Genomic DNA, 21,738 nt, shown 5'->3' with positions numbered 1-21,738 from the left:
GGTTTCACCGATTCATACCTTTTCGCCAGAGACGCAAAGATCAAACGATCAGGACAAGACATGAAGAATGCTTTGATGCTTTCCGGGCTTGCTACGGCCCTCTCCAGCCTTCCCGCCATGGCTCAGGAGCTTGAGATAATCGGCAAGCCGGTTGACGGCGGAATGGGCTTTCAACCCGCAGCAACCAGCCTTGCAGACGGGATTCACAAGCTGGACGCGATGATTCTGGTGATCATCACCGTGATCTGCGTGTTCGTTGCGGCCCTGCTGGTTTACTGCATCGTTCGCTACAACCAGCGCGCCAACCCGACACCGGCGCGGTTCTCGCACTACACCCCGGTCGAGATCGCTTGGACTTTGGGCCCGATCCTGATTCTGGTGTTCATCGGCGCCTTCTCTCTGCCGGTTCTGTTCAAGCAGCAGGAAATTCCCGAAGGTGACGTGGTTATCAAAGTGGTCGGCAACCAGTGGTACTGGACCTACGAATATGTTGATCACGATTTTGCGTTCGACAGCTACCTGCTTGGCCACCCGGCCACGCTGGATGAGGGCGCGCGCGCCGCGGATGCGGATGTGACCCCCTTCGTTCTGGATGACGCCATGCGCGCCAAGCTGGCCGATGCGGGCTATAGCGACGATGAATGGTTGCTGGCCACGGATACCGCTGTTGTGGTTCCGGTCGGCAAGGTCATCGTAATGCAGGTTACCGCATCTGACGTGATCCACTCCTGGACGATCCCGTCCTTCGGCGTGAAGCAGGACGGCGTTCCCGGCCGTCTGGCCGAGCTGTGGTTCGAAGCGGACAAAGAGGGCGTCTATTTTGGCCAATGTTCTGAGCTTTGTGGCAAGGACCACGCTTACATGCCGATCACCGTCAAAGTGGTCAGCGAAGAGGCCTATGAGCAGTGGCTGAACGGCGCGATCGAAGAATATGCGGGCACGCCGCAGAACTTCCAGGTGGCCTCGAACTGAGCGTAGACGGGGCGTTCGCGCCTTAGAATACGCGTTGGCTGCGCGCGAAACCGCGCAGCTTTCGCCCCAAAAGGACCCGAGATGACCGACGCAAGCATCAATGCCAGCACATCGACCGCCAAGGCATACGCGGATGAGGCCAGCTTTGGCGATTATTTCGCCCTGCTGAAGCCGCGGGTGATGTCTCTGGTCGTGTTTACGGCTCTGGTCGGTTTGCTGGCGGCTCCGGTGTCGGTGCATCCGTTTGTGGGATTCTGCGCGATCCTGTTCATCGCCATCGGTGGCGGCGCGTCAGGTGCGCTGAACATGTGGTGGGATGCGGATATAGACCGGGTGATGAAGCGAACCAAGGGCCGCCCGATTCCCGCTGGTAAGGTACAGGAAGGCGAGGCGCTATCGCTGGGTTTGGCGCTGTCCGGCCTGTCGGTAATCATGCTGGGCCTTGCAACCAACTGGTTCGCAGGCGCGTTTCTGGGTTTCACCATTTTCTTCTACGTTGTTGTCTACACGATGTGGCTGAAGCGCTCGACGCCGCAGAACATCGTGATTGGCGGCGCGGCAGGGGCGTTCCCTCCGGTGATCGGCTGGGTTGCCGCAACCGGGTCAATGACGCTTGAGCCTTGGTTGATGTTTGCCCTGACCTTCATGTGGACACCTCCGCATTTTTGGGCATTGGCGCTGTTCATGCGCTCGGACTATGACGATGCGGGCGTGCCCATGCTGACCGTGACCCATGGCCGCCGCGCGACCCGTAAGCATATTCTCGTTTACACCGGCCTTCTGGCTGTTCTGGCCGTTGGCACCGCGTTCTCAGACATCGGTGGACCGATCTATCTGGCGGTTGCCCTGGTGCTGAATGGCCTGTTCCTGCGCGGCGCATGGCAGATCTCGCGCCGTACCGAAGACGACGCGGAAGCAGACAATTTCAAGGTCGAGCGGAGCTTCTTCAAACTCTCTCTGCTGTACCTGTTCCTACATTTCGGCGCGATTCTGGTTGAGGCGCTGCTGAAACCCTACGGCTTGGGGGGCTGGTCATGAGCCTGCGCAAAAGCCACGAAATTCACGAACGTCGTTTCAGCCGAAATCTGGGTGTTGGCCTGACACTTGCGGCCTTCATCGTGATCATCTTCGGCCTCACGATCGTCAAGGTCTCGGGCACCAGCCTGGGACAACCCGTGCAGGAGGTGCAAAACTGATGGCGCTGTCCGGTCCTCAGAAAACTGTTGTGCAAACCGTGGGTGTGGTTGTCCTGATGGGCAGCCTCGCCTGGGCGGCTGTGCCGTTTTACGACTGGTTCTGCCGTGTCACCGGGTTCGGAGGCACCACCGGTGTCGCCGAAGCCGCGCCTGATGATATCCTTGACCGCAAAGTGACAGTCCGTTTCGACGCCTCCAAAGCCAAGGATATGGCATGGGAGTTCAAACCCGTCGAACGCGAGATGGAGGTGCGCATCGGTGAAACCGGGCTGGCCTTCTATGAGGCCTACAACCCGACCGATCGCCCGATTGCCGGACAGGCGTCCTACAACGTCGCGCCGTATTCGGCAGGTGGATATTTCCAGAAAATCGCCTGCTTCTGCTTTGAAGAGCAGGTTCTGCAACCTGGTGAGCGGGTAGAGATGCCGGTCAGCTTCTTTGTTGATCCGGAAATGGTCGAAGACCTCGAAGCGAAGTATGTGCATACGATTACTCTGTCGTATACATTCTACGAAATTGACCTGCCCGAGGGCTATGCCGCCCTTGAAACGCAGGAAGACACAAACACGAACTAACGCCTTTAGGTGAGGGACGCAGATGGCACACGCTAAAAACCATGATTATCACATTCTGGCCCCGTCGATCTGGCCGCTGATCGGTTCGGTCGGTGGCTTTGTGATGCTGTTCGGGGCCGTCCTTTGGATGCACGGTGTGACGCCGTGGATGTTCTGGGCTGGCCTCATCGCGGTGTTGTACACCATGTTCGCCTGGTGGTCCGAAGTCGTTGTGGAAAGCCGTCAGGGCGACCACACGCCGGTTGTGCGCATCGGTCTGCGCTATGGCTTCATCCTGTTCGTGATGTCCGAGGTGATGTTCTTCTTCGCCTGGTTCTGGTCGTTCTTCAAACATCGCATGTATCCGATGTACGACTATGCGGGCACCGAATACATCCAGCCGGATATCCACGCGGTCGATCCGTTCCACCTGCCGCTGATCAACACTCTGGTCCTGCTGCTGTCGGGCTGTGCGATCACCTGGGCGCACCACGCTCTGGTTCATGACAATGACCGCAAGGCGCTGATCAACGGCCTGGCCATCGGTATCGTGCTGGGCCTGCTGTTCACCCTGCTGCAAGCCTACGAATACTATGAGCTGCTGGCCCATGAAGACTGGAAATTCGGTGGCGATCAGTTCTACTCGAACTTCTTCATGGCAACCGGCTTCCACGGCTTCCATGTGGTCATCGGCACGATCTTCCTGACCGTCTGTCTGATCCGCGCGTTGAAAGGGGACTTCACCCCCGAGAAGCATGTCGGTTTCGAGGCCGCAGCCTGGTACTGGCACTTCGTCGACGTTGTCTGGCTGTTCCTGTTCTTCGCAGTCTACATCTGGGGACAGGCGCCGCTGTTCTAAGCGACACTGGTTTTTGAAATGCAAAAGCCGCTCTTCGGGGCGGCTTTTTCGCTTATTGAGGGGGCAAGATTGCGCCCCATACAATTGCGTGGTTGCATTCTCGTGCCTGCCCCCCTTAACAAGACGCCGGTTCCTGCAACGAGCGATAGTCCTGCCATGCGCCGCACTCTTTTTCTGCTGATCTTCAGTCTCGCCGGTTTGGGCGTCTTGCTGTGGCTTGGTACTTGGCAGGTCCAGCGTCTGGCATGGAAACAAGAGATCCTGTCCGAGATTGACAGTCGCATCGCAGCCGAACCGGTTCCTCTGCCGCAACAGGTGTCAGAGGACGCCGACAAATATCTGCCTGTGACGATCTCTGGTGATATGGAGCCAGGCGAGATCCACGTTCTGGTCTCGGTCAAGCAGGTCGGGGCCGGATATCGTATCATCCAGTCGTTCAGCACCGAGGATCGTACCATTCTGGTGGACCGGGGGTTTGTGCCAACCACGGCCAAGCAGACCGATCGTTTGACCGGTCCGATGGAGGTGACAGGCAACCTGCATTGGCCCGATGAGATCGACAGCTACACGCCCGATGCCGATATAGACAGCAACATCTGGTTTGCCCGCGACGTGCCCAATCTGGCTGCCGCTCTGGGGGCTGAGCCAATTCTGCTGATCGCCCGATCTCGGACCGATCCAGGCGTAACCCCACTGCCTGTCGACACGGCCGGGATTCCCAATGATCACCTGCAATATGCAATCACATGGTTTGGACTGGCCCTCGTCTGGGCCGCGATGACCGGATACTTCCTGTGGCGCAATCGCGCCCCTTCTGAGAGTGACCCGCAATGAAATACATCTCGACCCGTGGCCAAGCGCCTGAACTGAGCTTTGAAGAGGCGATGCTGACTGGACTGGCCCGTGACGGTGGCTTGTACCTACCCGCCGAAATCCCAACGCTCAGCCATGATGAGATCGCCGCCATGCCCGGCCTTTCCTACGAGGAGATCGCGTTCCGCGTGATGTGGCCCTATGTCAGCGGTTCCTTCGCAGAGGATGAGTTCAAACAGATCATCGCCCGCGCCTATGAAGGCTTCGGCCACGACGCCCGCGCGCCGCTAAAGCAGTTGAACGAAAACCACTTCTTGTTGGAGCTGTTCCACGGGCCCACTCTGGCCTTCAAGGACTTCGCCATGCAGCTGATCGGTCAGCTGTTCCAGGTAGCCCTGAAACGCCGCAATGACCGCGTGACCATCGTGGGCGCGACCAGTGGCGATACTGGCTCGGCCGCGATTGAGGCGTTTCGGGGGCTGGATGCGGTGGATGTGTTCATCCTCTATCCGCATGGACGGGTGTCCGAGGTGCAGCGCCGCCAGATGACGACGCCAGCAGACAGCAATGTCCATGCGCTGGCCGTGGATGGCGATTTTGACGACTGTCAGGCCGCATTGAAGGACATGTTCAACGATTTCGATTTCCGGGATGAGGTCAAACTGGCCGGAGTGAACTCGATCAACTTTGCCCGCGTTCTGGCGCAGATCGTCTACTATTTCTCGGCCGCCGTCAGCCTTGGCGCCCCGCACCGCAAGGTCAGCTTCACCGTGCCCACCGGCAATTTCGGCGACATCTTCGCTGGCTATCTGGCCAAACGCATGGGCTTGCCCATCGACCGGCTGGTAGTCGCGACGAACCAGAACGACATCCTGCACCGCTGTCTGTCGGGTGAGGGGTATTTCAAGGGCGAGACCATCCCCTCGATCAGCCCGTCGATGGATATTCAGGTCAGCTCAAACTTTGAACGCGCGCTGTACTATGCATATGGCGAGGATGGCAGTGCGGTCGCTCAGTTGATGGAAGAGCTGAAATCCGGTGGCTTCAACGTCAGCCAAGGCGCGATGGAGGCCCTGCGTGAGAGCTTTGATTCGGGCCGCGTGTCCGAAGATGAAACGCTTGAGACGATCAAACACACTCTGGCCCACAGCGCCGAGCTGGTCTGCCCGCATTCGGCCATCGGCATCAAAGTGGCCGAGGACCACCGCGCAGCGGATGTGCCGATGATCACTCTGGCCACCGCGCACCCGGCGAAATTTCCGGCAGCGGTCGAGAAGGCGAGCGGGGAACATCCGCCTCTTCCATCCCGCATGTCTGATCTGTATGAACGTCCGGAACGGGTGACGCGGATTGCCAATGATCTGGGTGCCCTCGAGGATCATATCAGAAGGCATATCGCTGAGTGACAGTCAGACAAGACCAGCTGAAGAACGGCTTTCGTATCGTCAGTGAACATATGCCGGGGCTGCAATCGGCAGCCATCGGCATCTGGGTAACCGCCGGCGGGCGGCATGAGCGGATCGAGCAGAACGGGATAGCGCATTTCCTTGAGCATATGGCGTTCAAGGGAACCGAGCGGCGTTCTTCGCTGCAAATCGCCGAGGCGATCGAGGATGTAGGTGGCTATATCAACGCTTATACCTCGCGCGAGGTGACGGCCTATTACGCCCGTGTTCTGAAGGATGACGTGGCGCTGGCGATGGACGTGATCGGTGACATCGTTCTGAACCCGGTTTTCGATCCGCGCGAGATCGAGGTTGAACGTGGCGTGATCCTGCAGGAAATCGGCCAGGCCTATGACACGCCCGACGATGTGATCTTCGACTGGCTGCAGGAACAAAGCTATCACGACCAGCCCCTTGGCCGCACCATTCTCGGTCCGACCGAACGTGTGAGTTCCTTCTCGCGAGAGGATCTTTCCGGCTTCGTGGCTGAGCATTATGGCCCAGAGCAAATGATCCTGTCTGCGGCGGGTGCTGTGGATCACGACGCGCTGATGAAAATGGCGGAAGAGATGTTTGGCCACTTGCAACCGCGCAAGGGCCTGATCCCGGAAGCTGCCCGCTTCACTGGCGGTGAGGCGCGGCAAGAAAAAGATCTGGAGCAGGCGCATTTTGCTCTGGCGCTGGAAAGTCCCGGCTATCGCGATGATGGGATCTATACCGCTCAAATCTATTCGACAGCGTTGGGCGGCGGCATGTCCTCGCGCCTTTTCCAGGAGGTGCGCGAGTCGCGCGGGCTCTGCTACACGATCTTTGCGCAGACCGGGGCCTATGCGGATACAGGCACCACCACGATTTACGCGGGCACGTCTGCCGATCAGGTCGCCGAGCTTGCAACCATCACGATAGACGAGATGAAGCGCGCAGCAGAAGACATGAGCGAAGAAGAGGTCGCTCGCGCCCGTGCGCAGATGAAAGCCGGGATGCTGATGGGTCTGGAAAGCCCCTCGAACCGGGCCGAGCGTCTGGCGCGTCTGGTGCAGATCTGGGGACGAGTACCTTCGCTCGAAGATACCGTCGCCAAGATTGATGCCGTTAGTACCGAGGATGTCCGGGCCTTCGCCGAAAGTATGGCCGTTAAGGCCCCGGCGGCCTTGGCACTATACGGTCCGGTCTCGGGCGCGCCATCCTTGACAGAATTGCAGGAGAGGCGTGCGGCGTGATGCTGTTGGGCAGGCGCAAGCTGAAACTTGAAACCGCGCGGCTCAGGCTGCGCCCGCCTGTGCATTCCGACTTCAACGAATGGGCCGCTCTGCGCCGCGCCTCAGAGGAGTACCTGACCCCCTGGGAACCGATCTGGGCGCAGGACCATTTAAGCCGCAAGTCTTTCACCAACCGGGTCTATTGGGCGCAGCGCTCGGTCGCCAGCGGAACCGCGATACCGTTGTTTCTGTTCCGCCGCTCAGACGACGTGCTGGTGGGGGCGATCACGCTGGACAACATCCGCCGCGGCCCTGCGCAGGCTGGAACGCTGGGCTATTGGACCGGGCAGAGCTTTGCGCGCAACGGCTATATGCGCGAGGCTATCGGAGCAATCGTTCATCACGCCTTCACCCGTCTGGACCTGAGCCGGATCGAGGCCGCCTGCTTGCCTGAAAACAAACCCTCTCGCGGGTTGCTGGAACGCTCGGGTTTTAAGTACGAAGGCGTGGCGCAGTCCTATCTTCAGATCAATGGACGGTGGCGGACGCATGTTCTTTATGCCAGTTTGAGGTCGGATCGGCGGGGCCGGACGGACGCAGGGTAGGGGGGCTCTGCCCCCGTCGCTGCAAGCCGCGCCTCCCCCGGGATATTTTTGGCCAGATGAACAAGGGGCATGACTTGGCGGTGTGATGCGCTACACTCCCTCCTATGCGCTGGAGTGTGGCTGTATTGATATTTCTCTCGGGTGCGGCTGTGGCGCAGGAGCGGCGGCCGAGCCATTGTATCGCCATCGCCGACGCGGCACCTGGGATTGAATATCTGCACAAGGCCGCGTGGCAGGACCCGGTGCCGGAGTTTTCGGTGCGGATCAGCTATATCGCGCATGCCTCCTTTCTGATCCAGACTGCGGGTGGGTTGAACGCAGTCACGGATTTCACCGGGTTCATCGGCAGTGCTGATCTGATCCCCGATGTCGTGACGATGAATCACGCGCATAGTACCCATTGGACGGCGCACCCGGACCCGGCCATTCCGCACGTGCTGCCGGGGTGGGGTGAGTTTGGGCAGGGGATCGACCATCATCTAGATTTGGGCGAGATGCTGGTGCGCAATGTCTCGACCGATATCCGGTCGTCCTATGGTGGGGTCGAGGAGAAGGGAAACTCGATTTTCGTGTTCGAGGTCGAAGGGCTGTGTATCGGTCATTTGGGGCATTTGCATCACGTGCCCTCGGATGAGCAGTTTGCCGCGCTGGGGCGTTTGGATTTAGTGATGGCAGCCGTCGATGGCGGGACAACCATGCCTCTGCCCGAGATGATCTCGGTCCTCAAGCGGCTGAAAAGCTCGGTGATTATTCCTATGCATTGGTTTTCCGGTTTCTCGCTGGATCGCTTTCTCGTCGATATTCGCAATGACTTCCCGGTCGTGCGCGAAGGTGTGTCAGAGCTGACCGTCTCGTTGCGAAGTTTGCCGGATCGGCCCACAGTTGTCGTGCTAGAGCCGCAATATCTGATCGATTTGGAATAAGGCTTGCCGGTCGTGCGCATGTTGGGCAAGGAAGGCGTATGGATTTGAACCCCGCAGATGCCAAGCTGGTAGACGCCATTCGCGCTGAATTGGGCGATGATGTGTTGCGTCCGGTTTCTGAACGTTATCTGGAAGAGCCGCGCAACCGGTTTGCGGGCGAAATTGGGTTGTTGGCCCTGCCGCGCAACGTGCAGGACGTGGCGGCGCTGGTACGGCTTGCCTCGGGTGCGCGCGTGCCGGTGGTACCCTATGGCGGCGGCACGGGTTTGGTGGGCGGTCAGATCATGACCTCTGGTCCGGCACCTTTGTTGATCTCGCTTGAGCGTATGACCGCCATTCGCGCGGTCTATCCAACTGAAAACGTGTTGATTGCCGAGGCCGGGGCCGTTCTTGAGGACGTGCAGGCCGCAGCAGAGGCGGCGGACAGGCTGTTTCCCCTGTCTCTGGCCGCACAAGGTTCATGCCGGATCGGCGGTAACCTTGCGACCAATGCCGGGGGTGTCAATGTGCTGCGATATGGCAATGCGCGTGATCTATGTCTGGGGCTAGAAGCGGTGTTGCCCAGTGGTGAAATCTGGCATGGGCTGAGCCGGTTGAGAAAAGACAACACGGGCTATGATCTACGCAATCTGTTGATCGGGTCCGAGGGGACGCTGGGGATCATCACTGCCGCCTCGCTTAAACTTTTTCCACGTCCGGCTGAGGTAGGGACAGCGATGTTTCAAGTGGCCTCGCCCGAGGCAGCGATCGACCTGCTGGCCCTGACGCGTGATTTGTTGGGCGAGACAGTCAGCTCGTTTGAACTGATCCACCGGCAAGGGTTGGATTTCCTGACCGAGGTGCTGCCAGATGTGCGGCAGCCATTCGATACGCCGCCCGAATGGAGCGTGCTTATCGAGCTTGGATTGGCGGCCGGGCAGACCGCGTCTGAGCGTTTGGAGGCGGTATTCGCCGCTGCGGAACCTCGGGGCCTTGTCCACGATGGCGTGATTGCTCAGAGCGAGGCGCAGCGCCGCGCGATATGGGCTGTGCGTGAGCGCATCCCTGAGGCCAACCGCCTGATCGGGTCCGTTTCGAGCCATGATATATCGGTCCCGATCTCGACTATCCCCGAATTCATTCGGCAAGGTGCCGAGGCGATCGGCGCGTTAGGTCCGTTCCGTATCAACTGTTTCGGGCATTTGGGCGATGGCAACCTTCACTACAACGTCTTCCCGCCCAAGGGTCAGAGCCGCGATGCCTTTGATGGCCACCGCAAAGCGGTGAAGAACGCGGTTCACGATCTTGTTCACGCGTTTGACGGCTCGGTCAGCGCGGAACACGGGGTGGGACGGTTGAAGGTCGAGGACTTGGAGCGCTATGGCGATCCCGTCAAACTTCAGGCGATGCGAGGGATCAAGGCTGCGTTGGACCCAAAAGGAACTATGAATCCCGGAGCGATCCTGAAGGCGTAGACACGGCCCGAGCAGTCCGGACCGTGTCTGATTGCTTTACGACGCGGGCAGAATGACCTTGTCGATCACGTGGATCACGCCGTTTGATGTCTCGATATCAGCCTGAACGACGTTGGCGTCATTCACCATCACGCCCGAATCCAGATCAATCGTGATGTCGCCGCCCTGTACCGTGGCTGCGGTCATGTCATCGGACAGATCGCCCGACATCACTTTGCCCGGAACTACATGATAGGTCAGCACGGCAACCAACTGGTCTTTGTTTTCAGGCTTCAGCAGGTCGGCCACTGTGCCCTCAGGCAGGGCTGCGAATGCTTCATCCGTCGGAGCGAACACGGTGAACGGACCTTCGCCTTTCAGCGTGTCTACCAGCTCGGCGGCTTGAACGGCGGCGACGAGGGTTTCGAAGCTACCGGCTGATACGGCGGTATCGACGATGTCTTTGCCATGACCGTCTGCCATTGCGGATGTGCCCAACAGGATCGTTGCGACGCTAGCGACTGCGAGTTTGCGGAACATTTTGTGGTCTCCCAAATTAGAAATGCTTCAAGCAGCATCAATCGGGGTACGGCGCTCAACGCGTTCGGATCACGTCTTAAGCGCAAAGAATTGCCTTGAACAGTCACGAAACAGCGCTAAGCCAACGCTGTTTCAAATTTCAATACAATAATATGTGAGTTTTTTCGGCTCACAGACCTTCGAATTCACATAGGACATGAACATCCATGCCCATATCCTCAAGCACTTGGCGCCCGCCCAGTTCCGGGAGGTCCACAATAAACGCGCAAGAGATGATCTCGCCCCCCAACCGTTCGATCAGTTTGATGCCAGCGCCAGCGGTGCCGCCAGTTGCCAGCAGGTCATCGACGACTAAGACCTTTTCGCCGGCTTGGATGGCGTCATCGTGGATCTCGACGATCGCTTCGCCATATTCCAACTTGTAGTCCTGGCTGATCGTGGTGCCGGGCAGCTTACCCTTTTTGCGGATGGGAACGAAACCGACGCTCAACTGGTGTGCAATAGCGCCGCCCAGGATGAAGCCTCGCGCCTCAAGCCCGACGACCTTGTCGATCCGCTCGCCCGCATAGGGGTGCAGCATCTGATCGATGGCCATGCGAAATCCGCGCGGATCGGCAAACAGGGTGGTGACATCGCGAAACATGATCCCTTCGTGGGGGAAATCGACGATGGTTCGGATGTAATCCTTGACCGAGCTGTTTCTGGACATGAGGCACCCCTTTGGCATCAGAACACGCCGGGGTGTTTGGCCCATTGGGGTCAACCTTGCAAGGACAGAATGCCGCCTGCGCCTATTTGCGCCGGTTCGGTACAGCCTTTGATAACCCGTAGTACCGGTACAGCGTGGCGGGCAGCCACGACAGATGGGGTTTGCGCCAATTGCGCTGGTCTCGCAAAAGAAATGCCTGAGCCGCATGAAGGTTCATTGCCAAAATCCTTTTTTTGTTGTTAGGTGCCCGATATCTACATCATATATGCTATGTATATACATTGCATCGCGGAGAGAATCAAGTAGTTTGCGGGACTAAGGCGCGTGGCGAAGAAAGACGGTAAGGGTTCTACCAAGAAAAACAGTCAGTTGGTGTTGCGTCTGGACAAGGACGAACGTGATGCCTTTGTCGAATTGTGTAAAGAGCTGGACACGTCAGCTGCACGCGAAATCCGCCGCTTTATCCGCGGATTCATGAAGGAAAACGCAGACGACTAGGCGGGCCGCCGCAGAACAGCCGTTGCCACTCCCATACCGATCAGAGCCAGACCTCCGAACCGTGTCATTGCGTTGATCACGCCAGCGCGCCCGATCATGAGCCGCAGTCGATCGGCCAGAAGCGCGTAGGCCAGCGCGTTCAGCCAGGCGAGGCCCACGAAGGTCGCAATCAGGATCGCGAATTGAGGGCCCAAGGGCTCGGCTGGGCGCAGGAACTGCGGGACGAAGGCGATGAAAAAGGCGATTGATTTCGGGTTCAGGGCGGTAACTGCTGCCGCATGTCCGAAAACCCCGCGCGCGGTAACATCACGCCCTGTTTCAACCGGGTTCAACCCACCCGATGGCGCGCTGCGCAACAGTTTGATGCCCAACCAGACCAGATAGGCGGCCCCGATCCACTTCAACACAGAAAACAACGTGGCAGAGGCCAGAACTAAAGCGCCCAAACCCAGCAGAGACGCTGTCATTGCGACAAGATCACCAACAGCAACTCCGGTGGCCGAGGCAACCGCCACGCTGCGCCCTTTTGATAGCGCATAGCTGAGAACCAGCAGCACGGTCGGTCCGGGGATCAGCAGCAACGCGGTCGATGCGGCCACGAAAGCCAGCCAGAGTTCTAAAGACATGGGTCATCCTGTTACTTTTCGCCTCGCAGCAAGCCCTCACACGGAGCAGTCGTCAAGCAGTTTCAGCCTCGCACAGAAATTCTAAAGGTCGGATTAAGCCTGATACATCTCTCTTGAATCCCGCGCATCGATGCCCAGACTGATAAGACGGTTGAACGGAGGTCCCGATGGAGCAGACTCAGAACCTGACGCACGACCACGCAGCGCGGCTTAGAAAAGGCGCGTTTGTCCTGATTGCGGTGATTGCGGCGCTCTATGTGTTGGCCGTGGTTTATATGTATGTGAATCAGCGCGATCTGCTGTTCAAGCCATCCGGTGTGTTGCCTGAACCCAGTTCGGTCGGTTTGGCGGATGTCGAGGTCCTGTCGCTGCCCATGCTGGATGGCACCGACCTGACGGTTTGGTCCGCGCCTGCAGTGGCTGAGGGTGCACCGACCGTTCTGTTTTTCCACGGGCAAAGCGGTAATCTCGGGGACCGCGCCGACCGGATGCGTGAAATCCTGAACAGCGGCTTCGGTCTGCTCGCGCCCAGTTATCGAGGGTTCCCCGGCAGCGATGGTGTTCCGTCCGAGGCCGCTTTCGTCGCTGACGGTCTGGCCCTTTATGACCAGTTAATCGCACAGGGCCAATCGGTTGTGCTCCATGGTCAGAGCCTCGGAACTGGCGTCGCGGCTGCTGTTGCCGCACAGCGCCCTGACGCGGAACTGCTGGTCTTGGAAGCACCCTTTACCGCAACCGTTGATGTCGCGGCCGAGCGCTACCCTTGGCTGCCCGTCTCACTTCTCATGCACGACAAGTTCGCCACCCGCGACATAATCGGCCAGATCGAGGTGCCGACGCTGATCTTTCACGGCACCGAGGACATCGTCGTCCCGCCACATCACGGAACAGCGCTTGCCGAAGGTAGCGAAGTGGAATTGTTCATGATCGAGGGCGGCACCCACAATGATCTCTGGTCGCATGGCTTTTGGCAGACCGTAGAGGACAATCTGTCCCCACAGTAAGGCTACAGAACCCTGCCCGCCACCGCGTCCAGCTTTGCCAGCACGGTCAGGTCGCGATCTTCCGAGGCCGTCAGGATCGAGTGGTCCAGGGCCCTGTCACAACCATGCGGGCAGGGCGTGCGGATCGGGCCCAACAAGGCCGGTAGCCCTTTGACCAAAGCTCGGCCCTTTTCTGCATTCCCGGTGAGGGTTGCGATGATCGAGGTCACGTCGACCTCGCCATGATCGGGGTGCCAGCTGTCATAGTCGGTGACCATCGCGACCGAGGCATAGCAAAGCTCGGCCTCGCGGGCGAGTTTCGCTTCTGGCATGTTGGTCATGCCGATCACATCGCAGCCCCACTGTTCGCGGTACATCTTGGACTCGGCAAGGGTCGAAAACTGCGGCCCCTCCATCGCCAGATAGGTGCCGCCGTGATGCACGGTGATGCCAGCGGCTATTCCGGCCTCTTCGCAGGCATTCGACAAGCGCGGGCAGGTTGGATGCGCCACGCTGACATGGGCGACGCAGCCGGTTCCGAAGAAGCTTTTCTCACGTGCAAATGTCCGGTCGATGAACTGATCCACGATCACGAAATCTCCCGGCGCCATATGCTCGCGGAACGATCCGCAAGCGGAGACCGAGATCACATCCGTCACCCCCAGCCGCTTCAGAGCGTCGATATTGGCGCGATAGGGGACTTCGGTCGGTGAATGGATGTGTCCACGCCCATGGCGCGGCAGGAACACCATGTCGACCCCGTCCAATGAGCCGGTCAGCACCTCATCGGAGGGCGCCCCCCATGGCGTATCGACCCGGACCCACTCCGCATTTTCCAGCCCGTCGATGTCGTAAATGCCTGATCCGCCGATGACGGCGATTTTTGTTTGGGTCACGTTGGGTCTCCGCTGCTCAATCCATGCGGGAAAACTCTGCGGGTCACAGGCGAAATTGGCAAGTGGTCTCAGCCATTTGCACCTTTTCGCCGCGAGTCGTGCTGAGAAGCTATGCGATTGACGCATATCAGGGTCCCGCTGGGCGCGGTATCCCTTGGGGGCTTTGACAGGTAAAAGGCCCCCTTTCGCGCGAACACAAAGACCCACAGGACCCTCCCATGCCCCGAGCCATGCTGGCAAGCTTTGCCAACCGTATTGCCAAGCCCGATCTCCGTTGGGTGCCCGATGAGGGCCTGACCGTGTCGCGCCTGCGGATTGAGCTGCTGTCAGGTCTGACCGTTGCTCTGGCTCTGGTACCCGAGGCCGTGGCCTTTGCCTTTGTCGCGGGTGTGCATCCTCTAGTCGGTCTCTACGCGGCCTTCATGGTCGGCCTGATCACTGCGCTGATCGGAGGCCGCCCGGGCATGATTTCGGGCGCGACGGGGGCCTTGGCGGTCGTGATGGTGGCGTTGGTCGCGCAGCACGGGGTCGAGTACTTGTTCGCAACCGTGGTTTTGATGGGCATTCTGCAAGTGATTGCTGGTGCGATGCATTGGGGGCGTTTCATTCGCCTTGTGCCGCATCCGGTGATGCTGGGGTTTGTGAACGGTCTGGCGATTGTGATCTTTCTGGCGCAGATGGGCCAGTTTAAGGTCCCTGGTACCATGGAAAACACCGGCCACGGGATGAGCGGGGGCGAGTGGCTCACGGGCATGCAGCTCTATACAATGCTGGTTCTCGTGGCGCTGACTATGGCGGTGATCTGGGTCATGCCGCGGATCACACGGATCATTCCGGCCCCTCTGGCAGGTATTCTGGTGGTTGCAGCGCTGGTGATTGGCTTTGGTCTAGATGTGCCGCGCGTCGGCGATCTGGCCTCGATTGAGGGCGGCTTGCCTGCCTTCCACATCCCGATGGTTCCGTTGAACTTTGAAACGCTTGAGATCATTTTGCCCTACGCTGTCATTCTGGCCGCCATCGGCCTGATTGAATCGCTGCTGACGCTGAACCTTGTGGGTGAGATCACCAACAAGCGTGGCGGAGCCTCGCAGGAATGCATCGCGCAGGGCGTCGCAAACGTCGCCACCGGCTTCTTCGGAGGCATGGGTGGATGCGCCATGATCGGTCAGTCGATGATCAACGTGAAATCTGGCGGCCGCACCCGGATCGCGGGTATCGCGGCTGCGCTGTTCCTTCTGATCTTCATCCTGTTCGCCTCTCCGCTGATTGAGCAAATCCCGCTGGCTGCGCTGGTTGGCGTAATGTTCATGGTGGTGATCGGGACCTTCGCCTGGAACTCATTCAAGATCATGCGCAAGGTGCCTTTGATGGACGCCTTCGTGATTGTTCTGGTGACTGTCGTTACGGTGATGGAAGACCTTGCGGTTGCGGTTGTCGTCGGCGTGATCGTTTCGGCCCTGGCCTACGCCTGGAACAACGCCAAACGTATCCATGCTGTCACCCGCGACTCTGAGACGGAAAAGGGCGCGAAAGTCTATGAAATTCAGGGGCCGTTGTTCTTTGGCTCGTCGGACGGATTTGTCGAACTGTTCGACGTTCCGAACGATCCCGACGTGGTCATAGTGGATTTCGCCGAAAGCCGCGTGGTCGATCAATCCGCCCTGCAGGCCATCGAAAACGTTGCTGCAAAATACGAGGCTGCGGGCAAGCGTGTGATGCTTCGCCATCTTAGCCACGACTGCCACAAGCTGTTGAACAAAGCGGGCCACTTGATGGTCGATAGCGACGATGACCCGGATTACGGCTTGGCCGTGGACTACTCGGTCCGTACCGGCATCCTGGGTGGCCACTGAGTCATTTGCGAGGCTCTGCCTCGCGCTCCGAGGTATTTTTTGGCCAGATGAATGAAGGATCCCCTGCTTCATCTGGCTAAAAATATCCCGGGGGAGGCGCCCGCAGGGCGGCGGGGGCAGCGCCCCCTTGAGGCAGACCTCAATCATCAGGCCTGTTCAATGAAAACAACTCGGTGACAACTGCATAGTCTCGGTAGCCAAGCCGCGCCAAAGGCTGGAAGGTTGTCACGTCGAATTTGCCATCCTTCAAGCAGTCATCGCGCAGATGGACCCCGGTCACTTCGCCAAAGACAACGCGGTTCGCCTCACCGGGTAGGGTCGTGATCTCGGTCAGCTTGCATTCCAGCGCAGCGGGCGCATCTGCAACGCGTGAACAGGCGATGGTTTCGCACTCGACCGCTGTCAGGCCTGCATGGGCAAATTCGTCGGTATCTTTTGGCAGTCCGGCTGAACTCGCATTCATCGCATCCCGGTGGGCAAAGGCTACGATGTTCACGCAGAATAAGCCCGTTGCCTCGATATTGGCGATGCTGTCTTTGCCGCCGTCCTGATCGTGCTTTGTTCCGGTTGTGGCAAACATCACCTGCGGCGGGGTGTAGGCGACCCCGTTGAAGAAAGAGTAGGGGGCCAGGTTGTTGATCCCATTTGCGTCGCGTGATGAAATCCATCCGATGGGGCGCGGGGTGATGATGGCGTTGAACGGGTTGTGCGGTAGGCCGTGGCCGTCTTCGGGGCGATAGAACATATGGTCTCCAAGCGTTTGCCCAAGGCGTAACGAAGTGCTAGGGCGATTGCCAGCTAGGAAAAGAGGGCAGGCGTGCAGCACTTCGCGATCAGGCCGGAAGAGCCGCAGGATTGGTGGGAGGTCGAGGCCCTCTATGATCTGTGCTTTGCGCCGGGGCGCGAGGCGCTCTCCTCTTATCGTTTGCGCGATGATGTGCCGCCGGTTGCGGGTTTGTCTTTGGTTGCGCGCGATGGGCAAGGAATACTGGCCGGAGCGATCCGGTTCTGGCCTGTTCATGTTGGCGATCATGACGCCTTGCTGTTGGGTCCTGTTGCAGTTCACCCCACGCATCAGGGCGAGGGGCTTGGCGGCTACCTCATCCATTCCGGTGTTGAAACGGGGCGGGAAAAGGGTTGGGACCGGGTCATGCTGGTCGGCGACGCGCCATATTACGCCCGTTTTGGGTTCACGCCATTGACGGGGGTTGAGATGCCCCCGCCAACCAACCCTGAGCGTGTTTTGGGCATGGCCCTGAACCCCGGAAAATGGGACAATATCACCGGAGCCGTAACCCGCTGGACGCGCTGAGCTATTGAAACACCGCGCCGAAATACCGATCTTTCAAGGAACGGAGGGTTCGGATGCAGGATGTTGTACTGGTCGACGGTGTTGATGCGGATGCGGAATTGGATCGCTTGGCGAAACACTACCGCTCGGCCGGTGGGGCGGGTGTCAAACTGCTCAATGCTTTGGGCGGGTCGGCGGAATCGCTGCTAGACCAACTGCCGGAACCCCTGCGCGACGGCTTGACCGGAGCGACCGAGCAAGCCCTTTGGATGGCGATGCAGGCCGCACAAGGATCGCGGCAGGTCGTGCCCGATCAGGCGCCTTGGGTGAACACTGCGGTGACAACGGCAATGGGCGCTGCGGGCGGATTGGGTGGCCTGTCTACCGCTTTGGTCGAGTTGCCGGCGACCACGGCCATGTTGTTGCGCTCAATCCAGGACGCGGCAGCGCGCGAAGGCTTTGATCCGGCTGAAGAAAACGTGAAATTCGACTGTGTCCGGGTGTTGGCGGCTGCGGGTCCCTTGTCGCACGATGACGGAGCGGATCTGGGGTTCTTTTCCGTGCGCCTCACGCTGACAGGTTCTGCCATGCACAAACTTATTGCGGCTGTGGCGCCAAAGCTGTCGGTTGTGTTGGGTCAGAAACTGGCGGCGCAATCCGTACCGGTTCTGGGGGCGCTTGCCGGGGGCGGGGCGAATTACATCTACACCCGCTACTACCAGCAGATCGCCCATGTTCATTTTGGTTTGCGCCGGTTGGCGATGGACGCTGATATCTCGCACGATGTTCTGGTGCGCAAGCTAAGCGCCCGTATGTAGCGGTTAAACTTGGTCGTTGCCGCATCATGTGGTACACTAAGTTTAACATGCCGCGATACAAAAGCTTAACAGAAGACGCGGTATACAGGCACTGATCTGATGTGAAAGTGAGTGCGGCGCGATGAAAACCTCTTGGGCGTCCAGTCTAGACCTCGATGTGGGGCAGGTGCCAGTCCTGCCTCAGGCAGCCGCGTTGTGCTATCGGCTGTCGCGGGGTCGTCCTGAGGTTCTGTTGATCACCTCCCGTAGGGCGCAGCGCTGGATCATCCCGAAAGGGTGGCTGATTTATGGGTTAAGCGCCTCGGAAACTGCGGCTCAGGAGGCGTGGGAAGAGGCGGGCGTGATTGGAACATGTGTGCCGGTCAAGCTGGGCCAGTTCCCGATGGCCAAAACCTGCGCCAAGCGTGGTCCGGTTCTGTGCGCGGTGGATGTCTACCCGCTGCATGTGGATCATGTTCAGAATCAATTTCCCGAGACAGGGCAGCGGAAACGCAAATGGTGTACGCTTCAAAAGGCCGCATCGAAAGTCAACTCGCCCGATCTTGCCGCTATTTTGCGCAGATTTGCGCCCCGGATACATTAAACTTAATATTGAGAGACTTGATATTGGAGTTTCGGTCGGTATCTATTCGCCAACCGACATTTTGGACGGACCATGATTCAATACGCGTTAAAGTGCAGCAAGGGCCACAGTTTCGACAGCTGGTTCCAATCTGCCGAAGCCTACGACAAGCTGGCAGCCTCGGGCATGGTGACATGCGCGGTATGTGGATGTGCGCATGTTGAAAAGGCGATCATGACTCCGCGTGTCCGGCCTGCGCGGGATGCCCAGAAGTCGGCGCAAATGCCCAAGCCATCGTCGGAAGACATCAACATGACCAGCACGCCTAAGGAAGTTGAGCGTGCCTTGGCCGAGCTGCGCCGCAAGGTCGAAGAAAACTCGGACTATGTGGGCCATGATTTCGCCTCGGAGGCGCGCAAGATGCATCTGGGCGAAGCGCCCGAACGCTCGATCTATGGCGAAGTGAAACCGGATGAGGCGAAATCCCTGATTGAAGACGGGGTGCCGGTTGCGCCACTGCCCTTCATTCCCAGCAGAAAGACGAACTGACCCATGCATATCGTGATTACCGGAGCCAATCGGGGAATTGGATGGGCTCTGGCAGAGCGGTATCGCGCGCAGGGTCATGAGGTCACGGGAACTGCGCGGGATGGCAGCGCCGAGGTTCAGTTGGACGTTGCCGATCCGGCGCAGCAAGCGGCGATGGCGGACCAGCTGAAAGGGCAGCCGGTCGACCTGTTGATCTGCAATGCGGGTGTGTATCTGGACAAAGGTCACAGCATTGAGGACTACCCCGCCGAGATGTGGGCGCAGAGTTTTGCGGCCAATGTCACCGGCGTTTTTCTGACCGTACAGTCATTGCTGCACAATCTGCGCGCGGCAGGAGGGCGGATTGCGATCATGTCGTCTCAGATGGCCTCGCACACCCGCGCGCCGGGCGGCAGCTACATCTACCGCGCCTCCAAGGCGGCGGCGTTGAATCTGGGGCGCAATCTGGCGACCGACCTGAAACCGGATGGTATTGCGGTGGGCATCTATCACCCCGGTTGGGTGAAGACCGACATGGGCGGCTCAGCAGCGGACATCCATGTGGATCAGGCCGTTGCCGGCCTGATGGGGCGTTTCGATGCGCTGTCGCTGGACAACACGGGATGTTTCGAAACCTACGACGGGAAGCCCCACGCTTACTGAGTGTTCAGCGCGGCCTTGGGAAGTTCATAGACCTCACCGGGTTCGATGAAGATCACCATGATGTCGCCCCGAATTTCATGATTGATCGGCGAGGGCGAGCTGCTGGAATCCGGAATGCCATCCGTGAAATAGATGCTGCGAACGTCACCGCCTGGCAATTGCACGGCCAGCGTGACGGAGCCGTCATCGCGGCGGCGCAGCTCCGCATGGCAGCTTTGGAGCGGGTCACCGGCATTGGCGGCGCAGGGAACCGTACCCAGCGCGTTCTGTCCATCGGTGCCAGCAACGCTTGCCTGCTGTGACAGGGCGGGGGATGCGATCAGGGCAAGGACGGTTGCGAAACGAAGCATGAATAACCTCTTGGAATTGCTTTGGCGCTAGGCTGACATTGCGTTTTCGGAAAGTAAAGCGGCCCCTTGACGCAATATCTGTGATGCAGCGCCCCTTGCTCTTGCGCTCCCCCTCGCATATGAGGCTCGGGACTTTAAATCCAAGGCGCGGAGACACTTGCCCCCATGCCCGTACTCGTGATGAAATTCGGTGGCACATCGGTTGCCAATCTTGACCGCATCCGCCGCGCGGCAAAGCGCATCGGCGTTGAGGTGGCAAAGGGCTATGACGTCATCGTCATCGTTTCGGCCATGTCCGGCAAAACCAACGAATTGGTGGGCTGGGTGAACGAGACCTCGCCGCTGTTCGACGCCCGCGAATACGATGCCGTAGTATCGTCGGGCGAAAACGTCACTGCGGGTCTGATGGCGCTGACGTTGCAGGAAATGGAAATTCCGGCGCGCAGCTGGCAGGGCTGGCAGGTGCCGCTGCTGACCAATGGAGCGCATTCCTCGGCCCGGATCGAGGAAATTCCGACGGACAATCTGAACCAAAAGTTCGGCGAAGGCATGAGAGTGGCCGTGGTCGCCGGTTTCCAGGGCATCAGCCCCGAAGGCCGGATCACGACGCTGGGCCGTGGCGGTTCGGACACGACCGCTGTGGCCTTTGCTGCCGCGTTCGAGGCTGAGCGCTGCGACATCTATACGGACGTCGATGGCGTCTACACGACCGATCCGCGTATCTGCGAAAAGGCGCGCAAGCTGGACCGGATCTCGTTCGAGGAAATGCTCGAACTGGCGTCGTTGGGTGCGAAAGTGCTGCAAACCCGCTCGGTCGAGCTGGCGATGCGCTATAAGGTGAAACTGCGCGTTCTTTCAAGTTTCGAAGAACAATCCGACGAGGCCGGTACGCTGGTCTGCGACGAGGAGGATATCATGGAATCCAATGTTGTGGCCGGTGTGGCCTATTCCCGCGACGAAGCCAAGATGACCGTCGTTTCCGTGGCCGACCGCCCCGGCATCGCCTCGATCATCTTCACCGCGCTCAGCGATGAGGGCGTGAATGTGGACATGATCGTCCAGAACATCTCGGACGAAGGGCGCACGGATATGACCTTCTCGTGCCCGACAGATCAGGTCGTGCGCGCCGAAAAGGCGCTGCTAGCGATCAAGGATGCGGGTGAGTTGAACTATGCCGAGCTGGTGGCCGATGAAGACGTCTGCAAAGTTTCGGTTGTAGGCATTGGCATGCGTTCGCAGTCGGGTGTTGCGGCCAAGATGTTCAAGGTTCTCTCGGATGAGGGGATCAACATCAAGGTCATTACAACCTCTGAGATCAAAATTTCCGTCCTTGTCGACAGGAAATACATGGAACTTGCTGTTCAGGCACTGCATGATGCCTTTGAACTGGACAAGGCGGCCTGAGCTGATCGGCCAAAGGTT

General features: G+C 59.1%; 26 protein-coding genes. 20 read left to right on the top strand and 6 right to left on the bottom strand.

Features of this window, described 5'->3' with window-relative positions; all coding sequences use genetic code 11:
• The first annotated feature begins 60 nt into the window (after positions 1-60).
• The 11 genes from coxB to J7394_RS15215 all read left to right on the top strand — a co-directional run bounded on the left by coxB (position 61) and on the right by J7394_RS15215 (position 10,020).
• The gene (coxB, locus tag J7394_RS15265; RefSeq protein ID WP_209254184.1) at positions 61-972 is read left to right on the top strand and encodes a cytochrome c oxidase subunit II; all 912 of its coding nucleotides are present in this window, start codon (positions 61-63) and stop codon (positions 970-972) included.
• Between the two features lie 81 nt (positions 973-1,053).
• Positions 1,054-2,010, top strand: a complete 957-nt coding sequence (gene cyoE / locus J7394_RS15260) for a heme o synthase (RefSeq protein WP_209254183.1) — start codon at positions 1,054-1,056, stop codon at positions 2,008-2,010.
• Positions 2,007-2,168, top strand: a complete 162-nt coding sequence (locus tag J7394_RS15255; protein WP_170377873.1) for a hypothetical protein — start codon at positions 2,007-2,009, stop codon at positions 2,166-2,168. Before cyoE ends, J7394_RS15255 begins: the two co-directional genes overlap by 4 nt.
• Complete coding sequence (locus tag J7394_RS15250; protein WP_170377874.1) at positions 2,168-2,743, top strand: cytochrome c oxidase assembly protein; 576 nt, start codon at positions 2,168-2,170, stop codon at positions 2,741-2,743. Before J7394_RS15255 ends, J7394_RS15250 begins: the two co-directional genes overlap by 1 nt.
• A 22-nt stretch (positions 2,744-2,765) precedes the next feature.
• The gene (locus tag J7394_RS15245; protein ID WP_209254181.1) at positions 2,766-3,581 is read left to right on the top strand and encodes a cytochrome c oxidase subunit 3; all 816 of its coding nucleotides are present in this window, start codon (positions 2,766-2,768) and stop codon (positions 3,579-3,581) included.
• A gap of 156 nt (positions 3,582-3,737) precedes the next feature.
• The gene (locus J7394_RS15240; RefSeq protein ID WP_209254179.1) at positions 3,738-4,415 is read left to right on the top strand and encodes an SURF1 family protein; all 678 of its coding nucleotides are present in this window, start codon (positions 3,738-3,740) and stop codon (positions 4,413-4,415) included.
• A complete protein-coding gene (thrC, locus tag J7394_RS15235) occupies positions 4,412-5,800 on the top strand; it encodes a threonine synthase (protein WP_209254177.1) in 1,389 nt (462 codons plus the stop codon). The genes J7394_RS15240 and thrC overlap by 4 nt, the downstream gene beginning before the upstream one ends.
• Positions 5,797-7,059: a pitrilysin family protein gene (locus J7394_RS15230; RefSeq protein ID WP_209254175.1), complete on the top strand. Its 1,263-nt coding sequence runs from the start codon at positions 5,797-5,799 to the stop codon at positions 7,057-7,059. Before thrC ends, J7394_RS15230 begins: the two co-directional genes overlap by 4 nt.
• Entirely contained in the window at positions 7,059-7,643 is a 585-nt protein-coding gene (locus J7394_RS15225) for a GNAT family N-acetyltransferase (protein ID WP_209254174.1), read from the top strand. The genes J7394_RS15230 and J7394_RS15225 overlap by 1 nt, the downstream gene beginning before the upstream one ends.
• A gap of 104 nt (positions 7,644-7,747) precedes the next feature.
• Positions 7,748-8,566 carry an MBL fold metallo-hydrolase gene (locus tag J7394_RS15220; RefSeq protein WP_209254173.1) on the top strand — a complete coding sequence of 273 codons (819 nt, stop codon included), beginning with the start codon at positions 7,748-7,750 and terminating at the stop codon, positions 8,564-8,566.
• A 38-nt stretch (positions 8,567-8,604) separates the two neighbouring features.
• Positions 8,605-10,020: an FAD-binding oxidoreductase gene (locus J7394_RS15215; RefSeq protein ID WP_209254172.1), complete on the top strand. Its 1,416-nt coding sequence runs from the start codon at positions 8,605-8,607 to the stop codon at positions 10,018-10,020.
• 36 nt (positions 10,021-10,056) lie between these two features.
• Here J7394_RS15215 and J7394_RS15210 read toward each other — a convergent pair whose 3' ends face one another.
• Both J7394_RS15210 and J7394_RS15205 read right to left on the bottom strand, forming a co-directional pair.
• Positions 10,057-10,539, bottom strand: a complete 483-nt coding sequence (locus tag J7394_RS15210) for a fasciclin domain-containing protein (RefSeq protein WP_170377886.1) — start codon at positions 10,537-10,539, stop codon at positions 10,057-10,059.
• A gap of 169 nt (positions 10,540-10,708) precedes the next feature.
• Complete coding sequence (locus tag J7394_RS15205) at positions 10,709-11,248, bottom strand: adenine phosphoribosyltransferase (protein ID WP_209254171.1); 540 nt, start codon at positions 11,246-11,248, stop codon at positions 10,709-10,711.
• A gap of 324 nt (positions 11,249-11,572) precedes the next feature.
• On the opposite strand from J7394_RS15205, the gene J7394_RS15200 reads away from it, so the two are divergent.
• Entirely contained in the window at positions 11,573-11,746 is a 174-nt protein-coding gene (locus tag J7394_RS15200) for a hypothetical protein (protein WP_170659968.1), read from the top strand.
• Here J7394_RS15200 and J7394_RS15195 read toward each other — a convergent pair.
• Positions 11,743-12,372: a LysE family translocator gene (locus J7394_RS15195; RefSeq protein WP_170377892.1), complete on the bottom strand. Its 630-nt coding sequence runs from the start codon at positions 12,370-12,372 to the stop codon at positions 11,743-11,745. The genes J7394_RS15200 and J7394_RS15195 overlap by 4 nt on opposite strands.
• A gap of 167 nt (positions 12,373-12,539) precedes the next feature.
• On the opposite strand from J7394_RS15195, the gene J7394_RS15190 reads away from it, so the two are divergent.
• Positions 12,540-13,376, top strand: coding sequence for an alpha/beta hydrolase (locus J7394_RS15190; RefSeq protein WP_209254170.1), 837 nt, complete (start codon positions 12,540-12,542; stop codon positions 13,374-13,376).
• 2 nt (positions 13,377-13,378) lie between these two features.
• On the opposite strand, the gene J7394_RS15185 is transcribed toward J7394_RS15190, so the two are convergent.
• Positions 13,379-14,251, bottom strand: coding sequence for an S-methyl-5'-thioadenosine phosphorylase (locus J7394_RS15185; RefSeq protein WP_209254169.1), 873 nt, complete (start codon positions 14,249-14,251; stop codon positions 13,379-13,381).
• A 218-nt stretch (positions 14,252-14,469) separates the two neighbouring features.
• Here J7394_RS15185 and J7394_RS15180 point away from each other — a divergent pair, with 218 nt between their 5' ends.
• Complete coding sequence (locus J7394_RS15180; RefSeq protein ID WP_209254167.1) at positions 14,470-16,104, top strand: SulP family inorganic anion transporter; 1,635 nt, start codon at positions 14,470-14,472, stop codon at positions 16,102-16,104.
• A 139-nt stretch (positions 16,105-16,243) separates the two neighbouring features.
• Here J7394_RS15180 and J7394_RS15175 read toward each other — a convergent pair whose 3' ends face one another.
• Entirely contained in the window at positions 16,244-16,849 is a 606-nt protein-coding gene (locus J7394_RS15175; RefSeq protein ID WP_170640366.1) for a flavin reductase family protein, read from the bottom strand.
• Between the two features lie 72 nt (positions 16,850-16,921).
• Here J7394_RS15175 and J7394_RS15170 point away from each other — a divergent pair, with 72 nt between their 5' ends.
• From J7394_RS15170 to J7394_RS15150, 5 genes are all read left to right on the top strand, one after another.
• Positions 16,922-17,416: a GNAT family N-acetyltransferase gene (locus J7394_RS15170; RefSeq protein ID WP_209254165.1), complete on the top strand. Its 495-nt coding sequence runs from the start codon at positions 16,922-16,924 to the stop codon at positions 17,414-17,416.
• A gap of 53 nt (positions 17,417-17,469) precedes the next feature.
• Positions 17,470-18,213, top strand: a complete 744-nt coding sequence (locus tag J7394_RS15165) for an EcsC family protein (protein WP_209254163.1) — start codon at positions 17,470-17,472, stop codon at positions 18,211-18,213.
• A 121-nt stretch (positions 18,214-18,334) separates the two neighbouring features.
• Positions 18,335-18,796: an NUDIX hydrolase gene (locus tag J7394_RS15160; RefSeq protein WP_209254161.1), complete on the top strand. Its 462-nt coding sequence runs from the start codon at positions 18,335-18,337 to the stop codon at positions 18,794-18,796.
• 72 nt (positions 18,797-18,868) lie between these two features.
• Positions 18,869-19,324: a DUF1178 family protein gene (locus J7394_RS15155; RefSeq protein ID WP_209254159.1), complete on the top strand. Its 456-nt coding sequence runs from the start codon at positions 18,869-18,871 to the stop codon at positions 19,322-19,324.
• Between the two features lie 3 nt (positions 19,325-19,327).
• Complete coding sequence (locus tag J7394_RS15150) at positions 19,328-19,966, top strand: SDR family NAD(P)-dependent oxidoreductase (protein WP_209254157.1); 639 nt, start codon at positions 19,328-19,330, stop codon at positions 19,964-19,966.
• Here J7394_RS15150 and J7394_RS15145 read toward each other — a convergent pair.
• Complete coding sequence (locus J7394_RS15145) at positions 19,960-20,316, bottom strand: hypothetical protein (protein WP_209254155.1); 357 nt, start codon at positions 20,314-20,316, stop codon at positions 19,960-19,962. The two genes, J7394_RS15150 and J7394_RS15145, sit on opposite strands and share 7 nt — an antisense overlap.
• A 165-nt stretch (positions 20,317-20,481) precedes the next feature.
• Here J7394_RS15145 and J7394_RS15140 point away from each other — a divergent pair, with 165 nt between their 5' ends.
• Entirely contained in the window at positions 20,482-21,720 is a 1,239-nt protein-coding gene (locus J7394_RS15140) for an aspartate kinase (protein WP_209254153.1), read from the top strand.
• Positions 21,721-21,738 lie beyond the last annotated feature (18 nt).

This window comes from Ruegeria sp. R13_0 (assembly GCF_017743995.1).
In the GTDB taxonomy this organism is placed as follows: Bacteria; Pseudomonadota; Alphaproteobacteria; order Rhodobacterales; family Rhodobacteraceae; genus Ruegeria.
The sequence above is the reverse complement of the archived record's forward strand: the minus strand, read 5'-3'. Positions and strand labels throughout refer to the sequence as shown.

Bases quoted from the DNA above. Each gene is read 5' to 3' on its own strand.
- coxB (WP_209254184.1), top strand. From the start codon at position 61: ATGAAGAATGCTTTGATGCTTTCCGGGCTTGCTACGGCCCTCTCCAGC.
- cyoE (WP_209254183.1), top strand. From the start codon at position 1,054: ATGACCGACGCAAGCATCAATGCCAGCACATCGACCGCCAAGGCATAC.
- J7394_RS15255 (WP_170377873.1), top strand. From the start codon at position 2,007: ATGAGCCTGCGCAAAAGCCACGAAATTCACGAACGTCGTTTCAGCCGA.
- J7394_RS15250 (WP_170377874.1), top strand. From the start codon at position 2,168: ATGGCGCTGTCCGGTCCTCAGAAAACTGTTGTGCAAACCGTGGGTGTG.
- J7394_RS15245 (WP_209254181.1), top strand. From the start codon at position 2,766: ATGGCACACGCTAAAAACCATGATTATCACATTCTGGCCCCGTCGATC.
- J7394_RS15240 (WP_209254179.1), top strand. From the start codon at position 3,738: ATGCGCCGCACTCTTTTTCTGCTGATCTTCAGTCTCGCCGGTTTGGGC.
- thrC (WP_209254177.1), top strand. From the start codon at position 4,412: ATGAAATACATCTCGACCCGTGGCCAAGCGCCTGAACTGAGCTTTGAA.
- J7394_RS15225 (WP_209254174.1), top strand. From the start codon at position 7,059: ATGCTGTTGGGCAGGCGCAAGCTGAAACTTGAAACCGCGCGGCTCAGG.
- J7394_RS15220 (WP_209254173.1), top strand. From the start codon at position 7,748: ATGCGCTGGAGTGTGGCTGTATTGATATTTCTCTCGGGTGCGGCTGTG.
- J7394_RS15215 (WP_209254172.1), top strand. From the start codon at position 8,605: ATGGATTTGAACCCCGCAGATGCCAAGCTGGTAGACGCCATTCGCGCT.
- J7394_RS15210 (WP_170377886.1), bottom strand. From the start codon at position 10,539: ATGTTCCGCAAACTCGCAGTCGCTAGCGTCGCAACGATCCTGTTGGGC.
- J7394_RS15205 (WP_209254171.1), bottom strand. From the start codon at position 11,248: ATGTCCAGAAACAGCTCGGTCAAGGATTACATCCGAACCATCGTCGAT.
- J7394_RS15195 (WP_170377892.1), bottom strand. From the start codon at position 12,372: ATGTCTTTAGAACTCTGGCTGGCTTTCGTGGCCGCATCGACCGCGTTG.
- J7394_RS15190 (WP_209254170.1), top strand. From the start codon at position 12,540: ATGGAGCAGACTCAGAACCTGACGCACGACCACGCAGCGCGGCTTAGA.
- J7394_RS15180 (WP_209254167.1), top strand. From the start codon at position 14,470: ATGCCCCGAGCCATGCTGGCAAGCTTTGCCAACCGTATTGCCAAGCCC.
- J7394_RS15175 (WP_170640366.1), bottom strand. From the start codon at position 16,849: ATGTTCTATCGCCCCGAAGACGGCCACGGCCTACCGCACAACCCGTTC.
- J7394_RS15165 (WP_209254163.1), top strand. From the start codon at position 17,470: ATGCAGGATGTTGTACTGGTCGACGGTGTTGATGCGGATGCGGAATTG.
- J7394_RS15160 (WP_209254161.1), top strand. From the start codon at position 18,335: ATGAAAACCTCTTGGGCGTCCAGTCTAGACCTCGATGTGGGGCAGGTG.
- J7394_RS15155 (WP_209254159.1), top strand. From the start codon at position 18,869: ATGATTCAATACGCGTTAAAGTGCAGCAAGGGCCACAGTTTCGACAGC.
- J7394_RS15150 (WP_209254157.1), top strand. From the start codon at position 19,328: ATGCATATCGTGATTACCGGAGCCAATCGGGGAATTGGATGGGCTCTG.
- J7394_RS15145 (WP_209254155.1), bottom strand. From the start codon at position 20,316: ATGCTTCGTTTCGCAACCGTCCTTGCCCTGATCGCATCCCCCGCCCTG.
- J7394_RS15140 (WP_209254153.1), top strand. From the start codon at position 20,482: ATGCCCGTACTCGTGATGAAATTCGGTGGCACATCGGTTGCCAATCTT.